The following is a 13,596-nucleotide window of genomic DNA, read 5'->3' as shown; positions in this document are numbered from 1 at the left end:
CCTTCATGGATGGTTGCCAGCCAGCGTGGCGTCTGCCGGGTGCAGGTGCAGTTGCGGCAGCACCAGCGTCTTGACCACGTACAGCGAACCGGCGGCCGACAGGTGGCCGTAGTCGACCAGCAGCAGGTCGCCGCTCGGCGGCACCCGCGCTTCGCAGGCCTCTCCCTTGCACAGGGTGTCGATCAGCGACACGAACGTCAGGTTGGCGCCGGGAGGGTTCTGCCGCATCAGGCTGTTGGTGCGCATGATTTGCTGGTCCAGCGCGCTGTCGACGATGGCGGCCGCATGGTCATCCCAGTGGCGGTTGGCCACCACCGTCGGCAGCGACGGCTGCCATTGCGGCACCGGCCCGACCAGCACCACCTGGCGCGCGCCGGCCTGGCGCAGCTTGAGCGCCAGCGCGTCCCAGTCTTTTTTCTCGTGGTCCTTCTGTTGCGCCACCACCACCACGGCGGGCCGGATCGCCGCCACGCTTTGCAGCGCCAGCTGGTTGGCGCGTTCGCAGGCCACCTTGGCATACCCCTTGAGCTTGGTATCGTCGAGGATGCTGGGGCGGCAGCCGGACGCGGTCACCTGGTAGAACGGCGTGCCGGCCGGCAGCGCGTGGCGCAGGCCGTAGGACAGCGCTTCGGCGTGCGAGTCGCCCCACAGGAACACGCCGCCGTCGCCGGCGCGGGTGATGCAGTGCGGCTCAATATTGGTGTTGCCGTGGTAGGTCAGGGCGTCGGTCACGTTGCACTGGTCGATCCAGTGGGTGATGCGCAACTGGTCTTTTTTCTCGGCATACTCGGCCAGGAAGCGGGCGCGGTCGGACATGCTGATCGAGCGCAGCGGCGAGACCACGCCGTGGGTGGCGATCACCGCCAGCCCGAGGCCGCACAAGGTGGCGGCGCCGCCGAACCAGGCGCGCGACCAGGCCGGCCGGGTTTTCCGGCGCACGCGCTGCTCGATCAGGCGGTACGACAGTTGCGCGCACACCAGCGACAGCGCGATGCCCAGCAACTGGTAGCGCAACTCGGTCAGCACGCCGCGGTAGGCCAGCATCACCACCACCGGCCAGTGCCAGATGTACAGCGAATACGAGATATCGCCGAGCCACTGGCACAGCGGGTTATTGGTCAGCCACGAGTCCTGGCGGTTGGCGGCGATGAGCAGCGTGGCGCCGGCCACCGGCACCAGGCCGAGGTAGCCGGGCCACAGATTGTTTTCCGACAGCAGCACATAGCCGCCGACGATCAGCAGCGCGCCCAGCGCTTCGAGGGCGCGCGCGCGCAGCGCCGTCAGCGGCAGTGGGAACAGCAGCGCCAGGCCGCCGGCCATCATTTCCCAGGCGCGGGTCGGCAGCAGGAAGAAGGCGGCGTCGGGCGAGCGGCTCGACGCGTAGCAGGCCAGGCCATAGCCCAGCACGCTGCCGGCCAGCAGCAGCCAGCGCAGCGACTTCAAGCCGAACCAGCGCTTCAGCACCAGCAGGCACAGCGGGTAGAGCAGGTAGAACTGCCATTCGACCGACAGCGACCAGGTGTGCAGCAGCCATTTTTCGTGGGCGCCGGCGGCAAAGTAGCTCGACTCCTTCCAGTACACCATGTTGGAGACGAAGCTGACGCTGGCGGCGACGTGCTTGCCGAGCGCCGCGTAGTCCAGCGGCAGGAACACGAACCAGCCGAGCACCAGCAGCAGCAGGCACGGCGCCAGCAGCGCCGGAATGATGCGGCGGCCGCGCGCCAGGTAAAACTGCAGGACGCTGAGATTGTCGTTGCTCAGGCCGCGGTAGATGATCGACGTCATCAGGTAGCCCGAGATGACGAAGAACACGTCGACGCCGGCGAAACCGCCCGGCAGCCAGGCCGGGTTGAAATGGAACAGGATCACTGCCAGGACCGCGATTGCCCTCAACCCATTGATGTCCTGCCTGAAGTTCATGCCGTGGTCCTGTCTGTGAAAATTTGCATTGGAAACAACACCGATTATGCCTGTCGCGGTCTGTTTTTGGCAAATGAAAAGGTTGTTTGTCAGTCAATTGAGTTGACGATCCGGCCAGCCCGGCGGTCCGTGCGACAGTTTTTGCTGCAATGCGGAAGTTTATACTGTACGGCACAATCTTTGGTGTAAAATTTGCTATCTTGCGCGCGCCGCCGCCCCGTCCGGCACGGCGCCGCGCCTAATTGATCCAAGGCAATATCCACTCACCCGACCCGCTACTATGACTACTTCCATGCCTGCGTTCTCTCCCGAGGAAACCGATGTCTTGCCGCAGGAGAAAACCCAGGCCGAAGCGGCCCGGCAGGCCCAGGTCTCGACCCATCCGAAATACCGGCCCGACATCGACGGCCTGCGCGCGGTGGCGGTGTTGTCGGTGCTGGTGTTCCACGGCTTTCCCAACATCCTCAAGGGCGGCTTCATCGGGGTCGACATCTTTTTTGTCATCTCCGGCTTCCTGATCTCGACCATCATCATCAACGGCCTGCGCCAGAACGTGTTCAGCTTTGTCGAGTTTTACGCGCGCCGCGTCAAGCGCATCTTCCCGGCGTTGCTGGTGGTGCTGCTGTCCTGCCTGGTGGCGGGCTGGTTCACGCTGTATGACGGCGAATACCAGCAGCTCGGCAAGCATGTGCTGGGCGGCGCCGGCTTTGTCGCCAACCTGGTGCTGCTGGCCGAGAGCAATTATTTCGACGTGATGGCCGACAGCAAGCCGCTGCTGCACCTGTGGTCGCTGGGCATCGAAGAGCAATTCTATTTCTTCTGGCCGCTGGCGCTGTGGGTGGCCGCGCGCCGCCGCTGGAACCTGCCGCTGGTGACGCTGGGCGTGATCGCGCTGTCCTTCGTGTGGAACCTGGCCTGGGTGCACAGCGACCCGACGGTGACGTTCTATGCGCCGCAAACGCGTTTCTGGGAACTGCTGGTCGGCTCGCTGCTGGCCTACGCCATGCTGGGCCGGCAGAGCTACGCGGCGGTGCTGTATCCGGATCCCCGGAGCCGCGCCCACCGCGCCGTGGCCAACGCGTGCGCGCTGGCCGGCGTGGTCATGCTGGCGGCCGGCCTGCTGCTGCTGAATAAGTACCGCGCCTTCCCCGGCTGGTGGGCCTGGCTGCCGGTGGGCGGCGCCGCCGCGCTGATCGCGGCCGGCCCGCAGGCGCTGTTCAACCGCTGGATTCTCGGCAATCCGGTGCTGCGCTGGTTCGGCGTCATCAGCTTCCCGCTGTACCTGTGGCACTGGCCGCTGCTGGCCTTCGCCCGCATCTTGGAAGGGCAGACGCCGGGCCGCCTGACCCGCGCCGGCCTGCTGCTGCTGTCGGTGCTGCTGGCCTGGCTGACCTATAAGCTGATCGAGTCGCCGCTGCGCTTCGGCCGCGAGCGGCGCCACAAGACCGCCGCGCTGCTGGGCGGCGTGGCGCTGGCCGGCGCGTTCGGCCTGGGCGCCTTCCTCAGCAACGGCTTTGCCGGCGCCCGGCCGGGGCTGGCCGGCGTCGGGGCGCAGGAATTTGCCGCGTATTTCGAGAACACCGTGCCGGGTTTCCATTACTACGACCTGGTCGGCCTGCACGAGAAATACCGCGACGAGTGCAACTTCTACGATCTGCTCAGCCTGCGCAAGGGCATCGAGACCCGGGCGCCGCTGGAGGCGATCGCGCCGGCCTGCTACACGCGCGATCCGGCCAAGCCGAAAGCGGTGTTTGTCTGGGGCGATTCGCTGGCGCAGCAGCTGTATCACGGCCTGCAGGTGAACCTGCCGCCGGAGTGGCAGATCCTGCAGGTGGGCACCTCCGGCTGCGAGCCGCGCGTCAACGTGCTGGCGCCGACCCATGAAAATTATTGCCTGCGTTCCAACTGGTTCGCGCTCAAGACGCTGGCCGAAACCAAGCCGGACGTGGTGGTGGTGTCGTTCCTGGCGCAGCACACGGTGCCGAACATGAACCTGATCGCCGACAAACTCAAGGCGCTCGGCGTGGGCAAGGTGATCTTCGTGGGCAGCAGCCCGCAGTGGACCGCCAACCTGCCGGGCCTGGTGGCCCGCAAGCTGTGGCCGGATGTGCCGCGCCGCACCCTGGTCGGCGTCGATCAGCAGGTGCTGCAGGACGACGCCCGGCTGCGCCAGAACTTCCGCTACGGACCGGGCGTGACCTTCGTCAGCATGATTGACCTGCTGTGCAAGCAGGACGGTTGCACCACCTACGTCGGCGACAATCTGCGCGATGGCCTGATCGGCTACGATCAGCACCACCTGACGCCGGCCGGCTCCGACTACGTGGCCAAGCACCTGCTGGTGGAGAGCATCACCGGCGTCAAGCCGTGACCGCTGGCGCGATCCGCCGCGCTTAATTGCCTGCTTCGGCCGGGCCCGCCTGCGCGCTGCGCTGGGCCTGCGGCGCGGCGGCCGGCTGCACCGCCTGCATCAGCAGGGTGGCCACCACCGCCGAACCGTCGCGGGTCAAATGGCCGTAGTCGAACTGCAGCGGCACGCCGGGCGCGGCCAGCGTGCGGCAATGGCCGCCCTGGCACAGGCCGTCGATCAGCGACACGTAGCTGGCGCCGGCGGCGCTGGCCAGCGCGCGCATCTGCGGATCGAGCGCGAACGGCGCGCGCACCAGGCCGCGTTCGGCGGCGCCGGCGTCGTGGCCGGCTTCCTTGACCAGGAAGCGCGGCAGCGCGGCGGCGTATTGCGGGATCGGGCCGACCACGATCACCTGTCTGGCATGGCGGCGCGCGGCGGCGATGGTGGCCGGCAGCTGGGCCAGGTCGCGCGCTTCCCAGCGTCCCGCCAGCACCACCACGTCGACCGGATGCTGCGGCAGCCAGTCGGTCAACATGCGCCGGGCGAATTGCTCGCAGGCCGGCAGCTTGCCGCCGCCGGCCGGCAGCAGCGGGCGGCAGCCGGTGTGGGTGGCCTGCAGCACGCTGTAGCCGCCGTGCTGCCGGGCCAGTCCCGGCCACAGGTGCGCCGCATGGCTGTCGCCCAGCAGCAACAGGGTCGGCTGGCCGGCGGGCCGGGCCAGGCATCGCGCGTCGTAGGGCTGGTCGCCGACCACGAAGCAGCTGCCGCCGCGGTATTCCTTGTCGCCGTCGTAGTCTTCGTAACGCGCCAGCGCCAGCTGCTGCGCGTCGTAGCGCTGCGGCAGGCCCTGGCTGACGATGGCCACCGCGCCGACCAGCACCGACAGCGCCATCGCCGCCACGGCGCCGCCGAGGATGCGCGGCGAGCTGAAGCGTACCGCGCCCAGCCGGGTCGGCTGTTCGATATAACGCCACGACAGGTAGCCCAGCAGCAGCGACAGCAGGAATTCGGCGCTGCGCACCGGCCAGCTGTGGTCCAGCAGCAGGCCGACCTGGGCGAACACGATCACCGGCCAGTGCCACAGGTAGAGCGAGAATGAAATCTTGCCGATGAAGACCACCGGGCGCCAGGACAGCAGGCGCCCGCCCAGCGAGCTGCCGCTGCCGCCGGCCACGATGATGGCGGCCGCGCTGAGGATCGGCAGCAGCGCCGCCGGGCCGGGGAAGGGCACGCCGGCGTTGTAGAACTTGACGGCGGCCAGGATCCCGAGGATGCCGCCGGCGGCCAGCACCTCGCGCAGCAGCCGGTGGCGCGCCGGCAGCAGGGGCATGACGGCGATCAGGGCGCCGACCATCAGTTCCCAGGCGCGGGTCGGGATCAGGAAAAACGCCGCCGACGGATCGACCCCCAGCAGCCAGATGGCCAGCGCGAACGAGGCGGCGGTCAGGGCGGCGGCGATCCAGCGGATGCTGTTGGCGCCGCGCGCGTGCAGGCCGGCCAGGATCAGCGGCCAGAACAGGTAAAACTGTTCCTCGACCGCCAGCGACCAGGTGTGCAGCAAGGCCTTGGTGTGGCCGTCCGGCGCGAAATAGCCGCTTTCCTGGTAAAACACGAAATTCGAGGCGAAGCCGGACGTGGCCGCCAGCGCCTTGCCGTAGCGCACCAGCTCCGACGGCAGCATGGTGGCGACGGCCAGCAGCGAGACCACCGCCAGCATGGCAAACAGCGCCGGAAAGATCCGCACCACGCGGCGGCGATAGAACTCGACGATGGAGAACTGGCCGGCCGCCAGCTCGCGCGCGATGATGCCGGTGATCAGGTAGCCGGAAATGACGAAGAACACGTCGACGCCCACGAAGCCGCCGAAGAAGCCGGGCACGCCGATGTGGAACAGCACCACCGGCAGCACGGCCAGGGCGCGCAGGCCATCGATGTCAGCGCGGTATTTTGTGGCGGAATGGAGGTGTGGGGCGGTCATCATGGCCTTGGGCGTGATAAAAACATAACATTAATTATAACCAATTCTACTTTATTGCGGCGCAATAAAGCAGCTGTGCAGTTGCAAACTGACAGCATCAGGCAGGTGGGGCGGCAAAGGGGCGGGTGGCGCGGCGTGGCGGATGGTCCCCCCGACTGGAATCGAACCAGTATCCCACGCTTAGGAGGCATGTGCACTATCCATTGTGCTACGGGGAGGACGCACGGCGCGGGCAATTATAGCCGACCTCCCGGCCGGTGTGACAAGATTAGCTGGCGGCGCCGCGTTTGGGCAGGCGCAGCATCAGCAGCGACAGCAGCGCAATCCGGCGGCAGGCTTCATAGGCGGCCAGCGAACAGGCCAGGCAAATGACGAACGACAGCGCCGCCGCCAGATAGTTATCCACGTGCAGGCGCTTGCTCAGCTTGTCGAACGCGACCCATTGAATAAAGGCGTGGAAGATCAGGATGAACAGGCTGGCCTGGCCCAGGTAGGCCAGCACCCGCGCCGGCGCTGCGGCGCGGTCGCACAGCGCCGCCAGCGACAGCACCAGGTAAATCCCGCTCAACGCCTGAATCGGGGTGATCAGCCAGTGGCCGTATTGGCGCAGATTGAGGTCGGTCACACCGCTGAACGTCAGGTGGCTGGCGATAAATACCAGCAAGGCCGCCAGCGCCCACAGCGGCTGGAAGCGCAGTTGCCGCACATGCTGGCGCAGCAGGTAGCCGATCAACAGAAAACCGGCGCCGAGCGGCAGCAGGTCAAGGCTGAACGGCAGACCCTGGATCGGCGGCCGCTCGCCGAACACCGGTGCCAGCGATGGATGGTCGGCCGGCACAATGGCGTCAAAGGCGTGGATGCTGACGGCGCCGAGCAGCAGCAGTGCGCCGGCCAGGACTGCCAGCGTGGCGCGTGACTGGTGGCCGTCGCCGAGCAGGCGCAAGACGCCCCAGGCGAACAGCAGCGTCACGAACAGGTTGGGCAGGAACCACATCTGCACCCATTCCAATGTCGAGCCGACGCCGTAGGCAATACCGGCAAAATAGGGCAGGGGGGCGGCGCTGTGGGTGGCGGCGCGCAGGCAGCCGAGGGTGATCAATACCAGCGCATAGGGTTTTAACAGGGCATCCGCCTTGCTGCTGATGAAACCGGGCAGGCGCTGCGCCGGATTCAGGAAGACCCCGGCCAGCAGAAAGAACAACGGCATGTGGAAGGAGTAAATCATGCGGTACGCCAGGCCATTGGCGCGGCTGATGACCCAGTTATGGCCCAGCGCGACGAGGAGGATACCGATGCCCTTGGCGATATCGATGGTGTTATTTCTCTGCATGGTCGGCCGGGCCCCGGTTGTGATCCTGTTAAAGTGATGATGTTAGCATAATGCTTCGGCGCACAATATGCGCTGCGGCAGCGCGCCGCCGCCGGAATTTCGCCGGGAAGCGTCGACTGCCGGTACAATGCCTGCTTTCCCTTTACCGATATCGCGTGCCTGCAACGCCGGGGCGTGATCGCACATCTTTCCAAAACACATGGCCGTCATTTCTCTCTCTTCCGCGCAACTGGCCTTCGGCCACGTTGCCCTTCTCGATCACGCTGAATTCTCGCTGGAGATGGGCGAGCGCGTCGGCCTGATCGGCCGCAACGGCACCGGCAAGTCGTCGCTGCTGAAAATCATTTCCGGCCGCTTCAAGCTGGACGACGGCCTGCTGGTGATGCAGCAAAACCTGCACATCGTCTACGTCGAGCAGGAGCCGGTGTTCGAGCCGGAGATGTCGGTGCACGACGCGGTGGCCTCCGGCCTCGGCGAACTGCCGGCGCTGGCCAAGGAGTACGAGGCGCTGACCGGCCAGTTCGGCCAGGGCGACGACGACGCCGTGATGGCGCGCATGCACGATATCCAGGTGCAGCTCGACGCGGCCGACGGCTGGAACCTGGCCAACAAGGTGGAAACCGTGCTCGACAAGCTGAACCTGCCGGGCACGCTGCTGATGAAGGAACTCTCGGGCGGCATGCAGAAGCGGGTGGCGCTGGCGCGCGCGCTGGTGTCGGCGCCGGACGTGCTGCTGCTCGACGAGCCGACCAACCACCTGGACTTCACCTCGATCATGTGGCTGGAGGGCTTGCTGCGCGATTTCAAGGGCAGCGTGTTGTTCATTACCCACGACCGCTCCTTCCTCGACAACGTCGCCACCCGCATCATCGAGCTCGACCGTGGCCGCCTGCTGTCGTTCCCGGGCAACTTCACCACCTACCAGGGGCGCAAGGCCGAGCTGCTGGAAAACGAGGAAGTGGAAAACGCCAAGTTCGACAAGGTGCTGGCGCAGGAGGAAATCTGGATCCGCAAGGGCGTCAAGGCGCGCCGCGTGCGCGACGAGGGCCGCGTGCGCCGGCTGGAGGCGCTGCGCCTGCAGCGCGCCGCGCGCCGCGACCAGCAGGGCCAGGTCAAGCTCGAGGTATCGACCGGCGAGCGTTCCGGCAAGATCGTCGCCGAGCTGGAGAACATTAGCAAGAGCTACGGCGGGCGCGCCATCGTCAGCAATTTCACCGGCACCATCCTGCGCGGCGACAAGGTCGGCCTGATCGGCGCCAACGGCGCCGGCAAGACCACCATGCTAAAAATGATCCTGGGCGAACTGGCGCCGGACAGCGGCGTGGCTAAGCTCGGCACCAAGCTGCAGGTGGCGTACTTCGACCAGATGCGCACCCAGCTCAACGAGGAAGCCAGCCTGGTCGAGACGATTTCGCCGGGCAGCGACTGGGTCGAGGTCAACGGCCAGCGCAAGCACTCGATGAGCTACCTGAACGATTTCCTGTTCTCGCCCGAGCGCGCGCGCTCGCCGGTCAAGTCGCTGTCCGGCGGCGAGCGCAACCGCCTGCTGCTGGCGCGCCTGTTCGCCAAGCCGGCCAACTGCCTGGTGCTCGATGAGCCGACCAACGACCTCGACATCGACACGCTGGAACTGCTCGAGGAGTTGTTGGAAGACTACACCGGCACCGTGTTTCTGGTCAGTCACGACCGTACCTTCCTGGACAATGTGGTGACCCAGGTGATCGTGGCCGAAGGCGCCGGCCACTGGCGCGAATTCGTCGGCGGCTACAGCGACTGGGAGCGCGTGCGCGACGCCAGCGCGGCGGCCGCCAAAAGCGCCGCCAAGCCGGCCGCGGCCGCCGCGGCGGCGCCTGCTGCGTCGCAGCAAAATATTGCGAAAGCAAAAAAACTCAGTTATAAAGAGCAACGGGAACTGGAGGAATTGCCGAAGCTGATCGCGGCGCTGGAGGACGAGCAGGCGGCCTTGAGCGTGACCTTGTCGCACCCCGATTTCTACAAGAATACCCCGGCCGAGGCCAAGCGCCTGCATGCGCGGGTGGCGGCGATCGAGGAGGAATTGCTGGCGGCGCTCGAAAAATGGGAAGCCATCGAGGCCCGCGCCAAGGCCTAGTTGCATTGCAATAGGTAAAAGCCGGTAAATTCCGTGACGGCGGTGAGGCACCGCCGTCACGGGACGTCGATAATTGCGACGCGCGCGTAGAGTTGCTGGTAATATTGTTAATTATTGCCATTGATGGATTGTCAACAGGAAACATCCAGCGACAAGCCACCCACTGGACGGATCAGCCCGTATTCACGTGAACACATGCTAAACACTACCGACAAGACCCCACCACCGACCCGCCTTTCCCCGCTGTGCCGCGCCGTGGCGCTGGCGCTGGCGGCCGCCGCAGCGCTGCCGGCGCAAGCCCAGATCAGCGACACCATCCATCCGTATATCCTGGCGTCGATCAACCACGACGACAACCTGCTGCGCCAGAGCGCCGACGTCGGCGGCGAGCAGGGCGACACCTACAAGAGCACCGAAGTCGGCCTGAGCCTCGAACGGCCGTTCGGGCGCCAGATCCTGACCGGGCGCGTCAGCGCCAGCAAGGTCGCGTTCGACCGCTTCAACCAGCTCGACTACACGGGCAAGAACGCCGAGGCCACGCTGGAATGGCACCTGGGCAACCATTTGCAGGGCCATCTCGGCGGCACCTATGCGCAGACGCTGGCGCCGTTCGCCGACTTCCACTCGGAAGAGCGCAACCTGCGCGTGGCGCGCCGCGAGTTCGTCGACGGCGCCTGGAACTTCCATCCGACCTGGCAGGTGCACGGCGCCTGGTCGCGCGACAAGTACACCTACGAGCTCGATTCGCAGAAATATAACAACCGCATCGAGGACGCGGGCGAGGTCGGCGTCGACTACATCGCCGGCACCAGCAGCCGCATCGGCCTGGTGGCGCGCAAGCTGAAGGGCACCTACACCGACCGCCAGGGCTTTGCCTCGATCCTGCTCGACAACGGCTACGACCAGGACGAACTGAAGGCCAATATCTACTGGTATGTCAGCGGCAGCACCCAGCTGCAGTTCCTCGGCGGCAAGGTGCGCCGCACGCACGCGGTGTTTACCATCCGCGACGAGGAGGGCGCCAACGGCCGCGCCGTGCTGTACTGGATCCCGACCGGCAAGATCAAGACCACCACCAAGGTGTGGCGCGAGTTCGCGGCGGTCGAGGGCAGCCTGATCAACAGTGCGCTGAACCGCGGCGCCAGCGTCGAGGCCAGCTACCAGGCCACCGCCAAGATCAGCGCCACCGCGCTGGCCAAGACCGAGAAGCGCAAGTTCACCGCGCTGCCGGGGGTGCTGTCCGAGGGCGGCCTGGACGATTCCACGCGCAGCCTGCAGGCCGGCGTCAACTATGCGATCTACCCGAGCATCCTGCTGGCGCTGAGTGCGAGCCACGACCGCCGCACCGGCAGCCGTGCGGCCGGCACCAACAGCTACAAGGCCAACGGCGTTTCATTCAACGTCACCGCGCAGTTCTAATACCAGATGACCGTCAACGATATACCCCTGATCTCCTTCTTCCAGCGCGTGCTGGACCCGCTCATCATCATGGGCATGCTGTATCTGTGCACCGCCGCCTACGGCGTGCCGTTCGCCGGCCATTCGCTGATCCTGATGACGCTGGTGTTCCTGATCTCGACCCTGGTCTATGAACGGATCGATCCCTACAATGCCTGGCGCAGCGGCCGCATGCTGGCCTATGGCCGCGACGTGTTTGTCGGCTGGGCGGTGACGGTGGCGATCCTGGCCTGCCTGGGCCGCGCCAGCGGCCTGGTCGGCAGCTTCGATCCGGCCGTGATCATCACCTGGTTTGTCGCCACGCCGTTCGTGCTGATCGGCAGCCACGTGCTGGCGCGCAAGGCCGCGCTGTTCGACCACGGCGAGGCCGAGGTGCGCTCGGTGGTGATCGTCGGCGCCAACGACGTCAGCCTGCGCTTCGCCCGCACCATCGAGCGCAACCCGAATATGTTCATGCAGGTGCACGGCTATTTCGACGACCGCGGCGCCGACCGCCAGCCGGAAGGCATGCGCGCACCGCCGCTGGGGCGCATGGACGACATCGCCGCCTATGTGCGCGAGCACCGCATCAAGATGATCTTCATCAGCCAGCCGATCTCGGCGCAGCCGCGCATCCGCAAGCTGCTCGACGAGCTGCAGGACACCACCGCCTCGGTCTACTTCCTGCCCGATATCTATGTGTTCGACCTGGTGCAGGCGCGCTTCGACAACGTCGGCGGCATGCCGGTGATCGCCATCTGCGAATCGCCGTTCACCGGCTTTAACAGCCTGCTCAAGCGCGCCAGCGACATCGTGCTGGCGGCGCTGATCCAGCTGATGCTGACGCCGCTGATGCTGTGCATCGCGCTGGCCGTCAAGCTGACCTCGCCGGGACCGGTGATCTTCCGCCAGCGCCGCTACGGCCTGTACGGCGAGGAAATCATCGTCTACAAATTCCGCTCGATGACGGTGGCCGAGGACGGCGCCAAGGTGGTGCAGGCCAAGAAGAACGACCAGCGCGTGACCCGCATCGGCGGCTTCCTGCGCCGCAGCTCGCTCGACGAGTTGCCGCAATTCATCAATGTGCTGCAGGGACGCATGAGCATCGTCGGCCCGCGGCCGCACGCGGTGGCGCACAACGAGCAGTACCGCAAGCTGATCAAGGGCTATATGCTGCGCCACAAGGTCAAGCCGGGCATCACCGGCTGGGCCCAGGTCAACGGCCTGCGTGGCGAAACCGAGACGCTCGACAAAATGGAAGCGCGCATTCAGTACGATCTGGATTATCTTCGCAATTGGTCGATCTGGCTCGATTTGTGGATCATCGTGCGCACCGCGCAGGTGGTGGCCAAGCGCGAGAACGCCCACTGACGCGGCCGCCGCGCGGGGCGGCGTATCGTGCAGCCCGGGTGCGGGAAGTTAATTTACAATCAAAGAAATGTGCAGGTGCAGCATGCGGGGTCGGCTGGGTGCGGCGCGATATTGACTTTCATCGGAGCGCACAGCATACTCTTAACATTTATGTACTAACCGTTGCACTGGTTGCTATGGTTTGCGTGATATCAGTCGTCCTCGGCGACCACTACTTGAGGAAACATCTTGAATCATTCGGAATCATCGGCCCGTCCCCTGCGCCTGCTGTGCGCCGCCGTGGCGCTGGCGTCCACCCTGGCCGCCTGCGGCGGCGACAAGGGCGCCAAGAGCGGCCAGGCGCTGGCCAGCGTGAACGGCGAGGAAATCACCGCGCTGCAGCTGAACGAGGAATTGCAGCGCTCCGGCGTCAGCGCCGAACAGGCGCAGCAGCCGGCGGTCACCAAGCAGTTGCTGGAAAACCTGGTGGATCGCCAGCTGGTGATCAACGAGGCGGTCAAGGAAAAGGTCGACCGCGACCCGCAGGTGGTGCGCGCCATCGAACGCGCCAAGGCGCTGCTGATCGCCCAGGCCTATATGCAGAAGAAGGTCGGCGCCGTGACCAAGCCGACCCCGGCCGAGGTGGCCGCCTATTACAGCGAGCACCCGGTGTTCTTTGCGCAGCGTAAGATTTTCGACATGCGCCAGCTGATCATCAACGGCAGCGATATCGACGACGCGGTCAAGGGCGTGATCGACAACGCCAAGTCGCTGGAAGAGGTGGCGGCCTACCTGGACGCGCACAAGGTCAAGTTCAGCCGCAACCAGATCCAGCGCAGCTCCTCGGACCTGCCGCCGGAGCTGTCGTCGCGGCTGCTGGCGATGAAGCCGGGCCAACTGTTCCTGGTGAAGGAGGGCAGCCGCAGCGTGCTGGCCACCGTGGTCGAGACCAAGGAGGCGCCGGTGACGCTGGAGGTGGCCACGCCGCAAATCGAGCAGTACCTGTTCGGCACCAAGAACAAGGAAGCGGCCGCCGCCGAGGTGCAGCGCCTGCGCGCGGCCGCCAAGATCGAGTACCTGAACAAGGCGGCCGCTCCGGCGTCCGCCCCGGCCGCGGCGCC

8 protein-coding genes and 1 tRNA gene are annotated in these 13,596 nt (G+C 66.0%); 5 read left to right on the top strand and 4 right to left on the bottom strand.

The genetic code is table 11. The features are described 5' to 3' along the window. Positions 1-3: 3 nt before the first annotated feature. Positions 4-1,920 carry an acyltransferase family protein gene (locus tag GJ695_RS23720; RefSeq protein WP_154369172.1) on the bottom strand — a complete coding sequence of 639 codons (1,917 nt, stop codon included), beginning with the start codon at positions 1,918-1,920 and terminating at the stop codon, positions 4-6. Positions 1,921-2,212: 292 nt separating this feature from the next. Here GJ695_RS23720 and GJ695_RS23715 point away from each other — a divergent pair, with 292 nt between their 5' ends. After that, positions 2,213-4,291 (top strand): acyltransferase family protein, encoded by a 2,079-nt coding sequence (locus tag GJ695_RS23715; protein ID WP_166455314.1) that lies wholly within the window; start codon positions 2,213-2,215, stop codon positions 4,289-4,291. A 22-nt stretch (positions 4,292-4,313) separates the two neighbouring features. Here the strand turns inward: GJ695_RS23715 and GJ695_RS23710 are convergent, their stop codons facing one another. The 3 genes from GJ695_RS23710 to GJ695_RS23700 form a co-directional block, all read right to left on the bottom strand. Then, positions 4,314-6,251, bottom strand: a complete 1,938-nt coding sequence (locus GJ695_RS23710; RefSeq protein WP_154369168.1) for an acyltransferase family protein — start codon at positions 6,249-6,251, stop codon at positions 4,314-4,316. A 140-nt stretch (positions 6,252-6,391) separates the two neighbouring features. After that, positions 6,392-6,466: transfer RNA gene (locus tag GJ695_RS23705), tRNA-Arg, on the bottom strand. Positions 6,467-6,516: 50 nt separating this feature from the next. Continuing rightward, positions 6,517-7,578 carry an acyltransferase family protein gene (locus GJ695_RS23700; protein ID WP_154369166.1) on the bottom strand — a complete coding sequence of 354 codons (1,062 nt, stop codon included), beginning with the start codon at positions 7,576-7,578 and terminating at the stop codon, positions 6,517-6,519. 199 nt (positions 7,579-7,777) lie between these two features. On the opposite strand from GJ695_RS23700, the gene GJ695_RS23695 reads away from it, so the two are divergent. The 4 genes from GJ695_RS23695 to GJ695_RS23680 all read left to right on the top strand — a co-directional run. Beyond that, entirely contained in the window at positions 7,778-9,688 is a 1,911-nt protein-coding gene (locus GJ695_RS23695; protein WP_154369164.1) for an ATP-binding cassette domain-containing protein, read from the top strand. Between the two features lie 195 nt (positions 9,689-9,883). Then, a complete protein-coding gene (gene epsL / locus GJ695_RS23690) occupies positions 9,884-11,107 on the top strand; it encodes an XrtB/PEP-CTERM-associated polysaccharide biosynthesis outer membrane protein EpsL (RefSeq protein WP_154369162.1) in 1,224 nt (407 codons plus the stop codon). Between the two features lie 6 nt (positions 11,108-11,113). Beyond that, entirely contained in the window at positions 11,114-12,496 is a 1,383-nt protein-coding gene (locus GJ695_RS23685) for an undecaprenyl-phosphate glucose phosphotransferase (protein WP_154369160.1), read from the top strand. Between the two features lie 228 nt (positions 12,497-12,724). Beyond that, a partial coding sequence (locus GJ695_RS23680; RefSeq protein ID WP_154369158.1) for an EpsD family peptidyl-prolyl cis-trans isomerase occupies positions 12,725-13,596 on the top strand: 872 nt, incomplete at its 3' end.

Origin of the sequence: Duganella alba (assembly GCF_009674495.1) — a bacterium.
In the GTDB taxonomy this organism is placed as follows: Bacteria; Pseudomonadota; Gammaproteobacteria; order Burkholderiales; family Burkholderiaceae_D; genus Rugamonas; species Rugamonas alba.
Note: the sequence above shows the minus strand (reverse complement) of the source record. Positions and strands in the feature narration are given on the sequence as shown.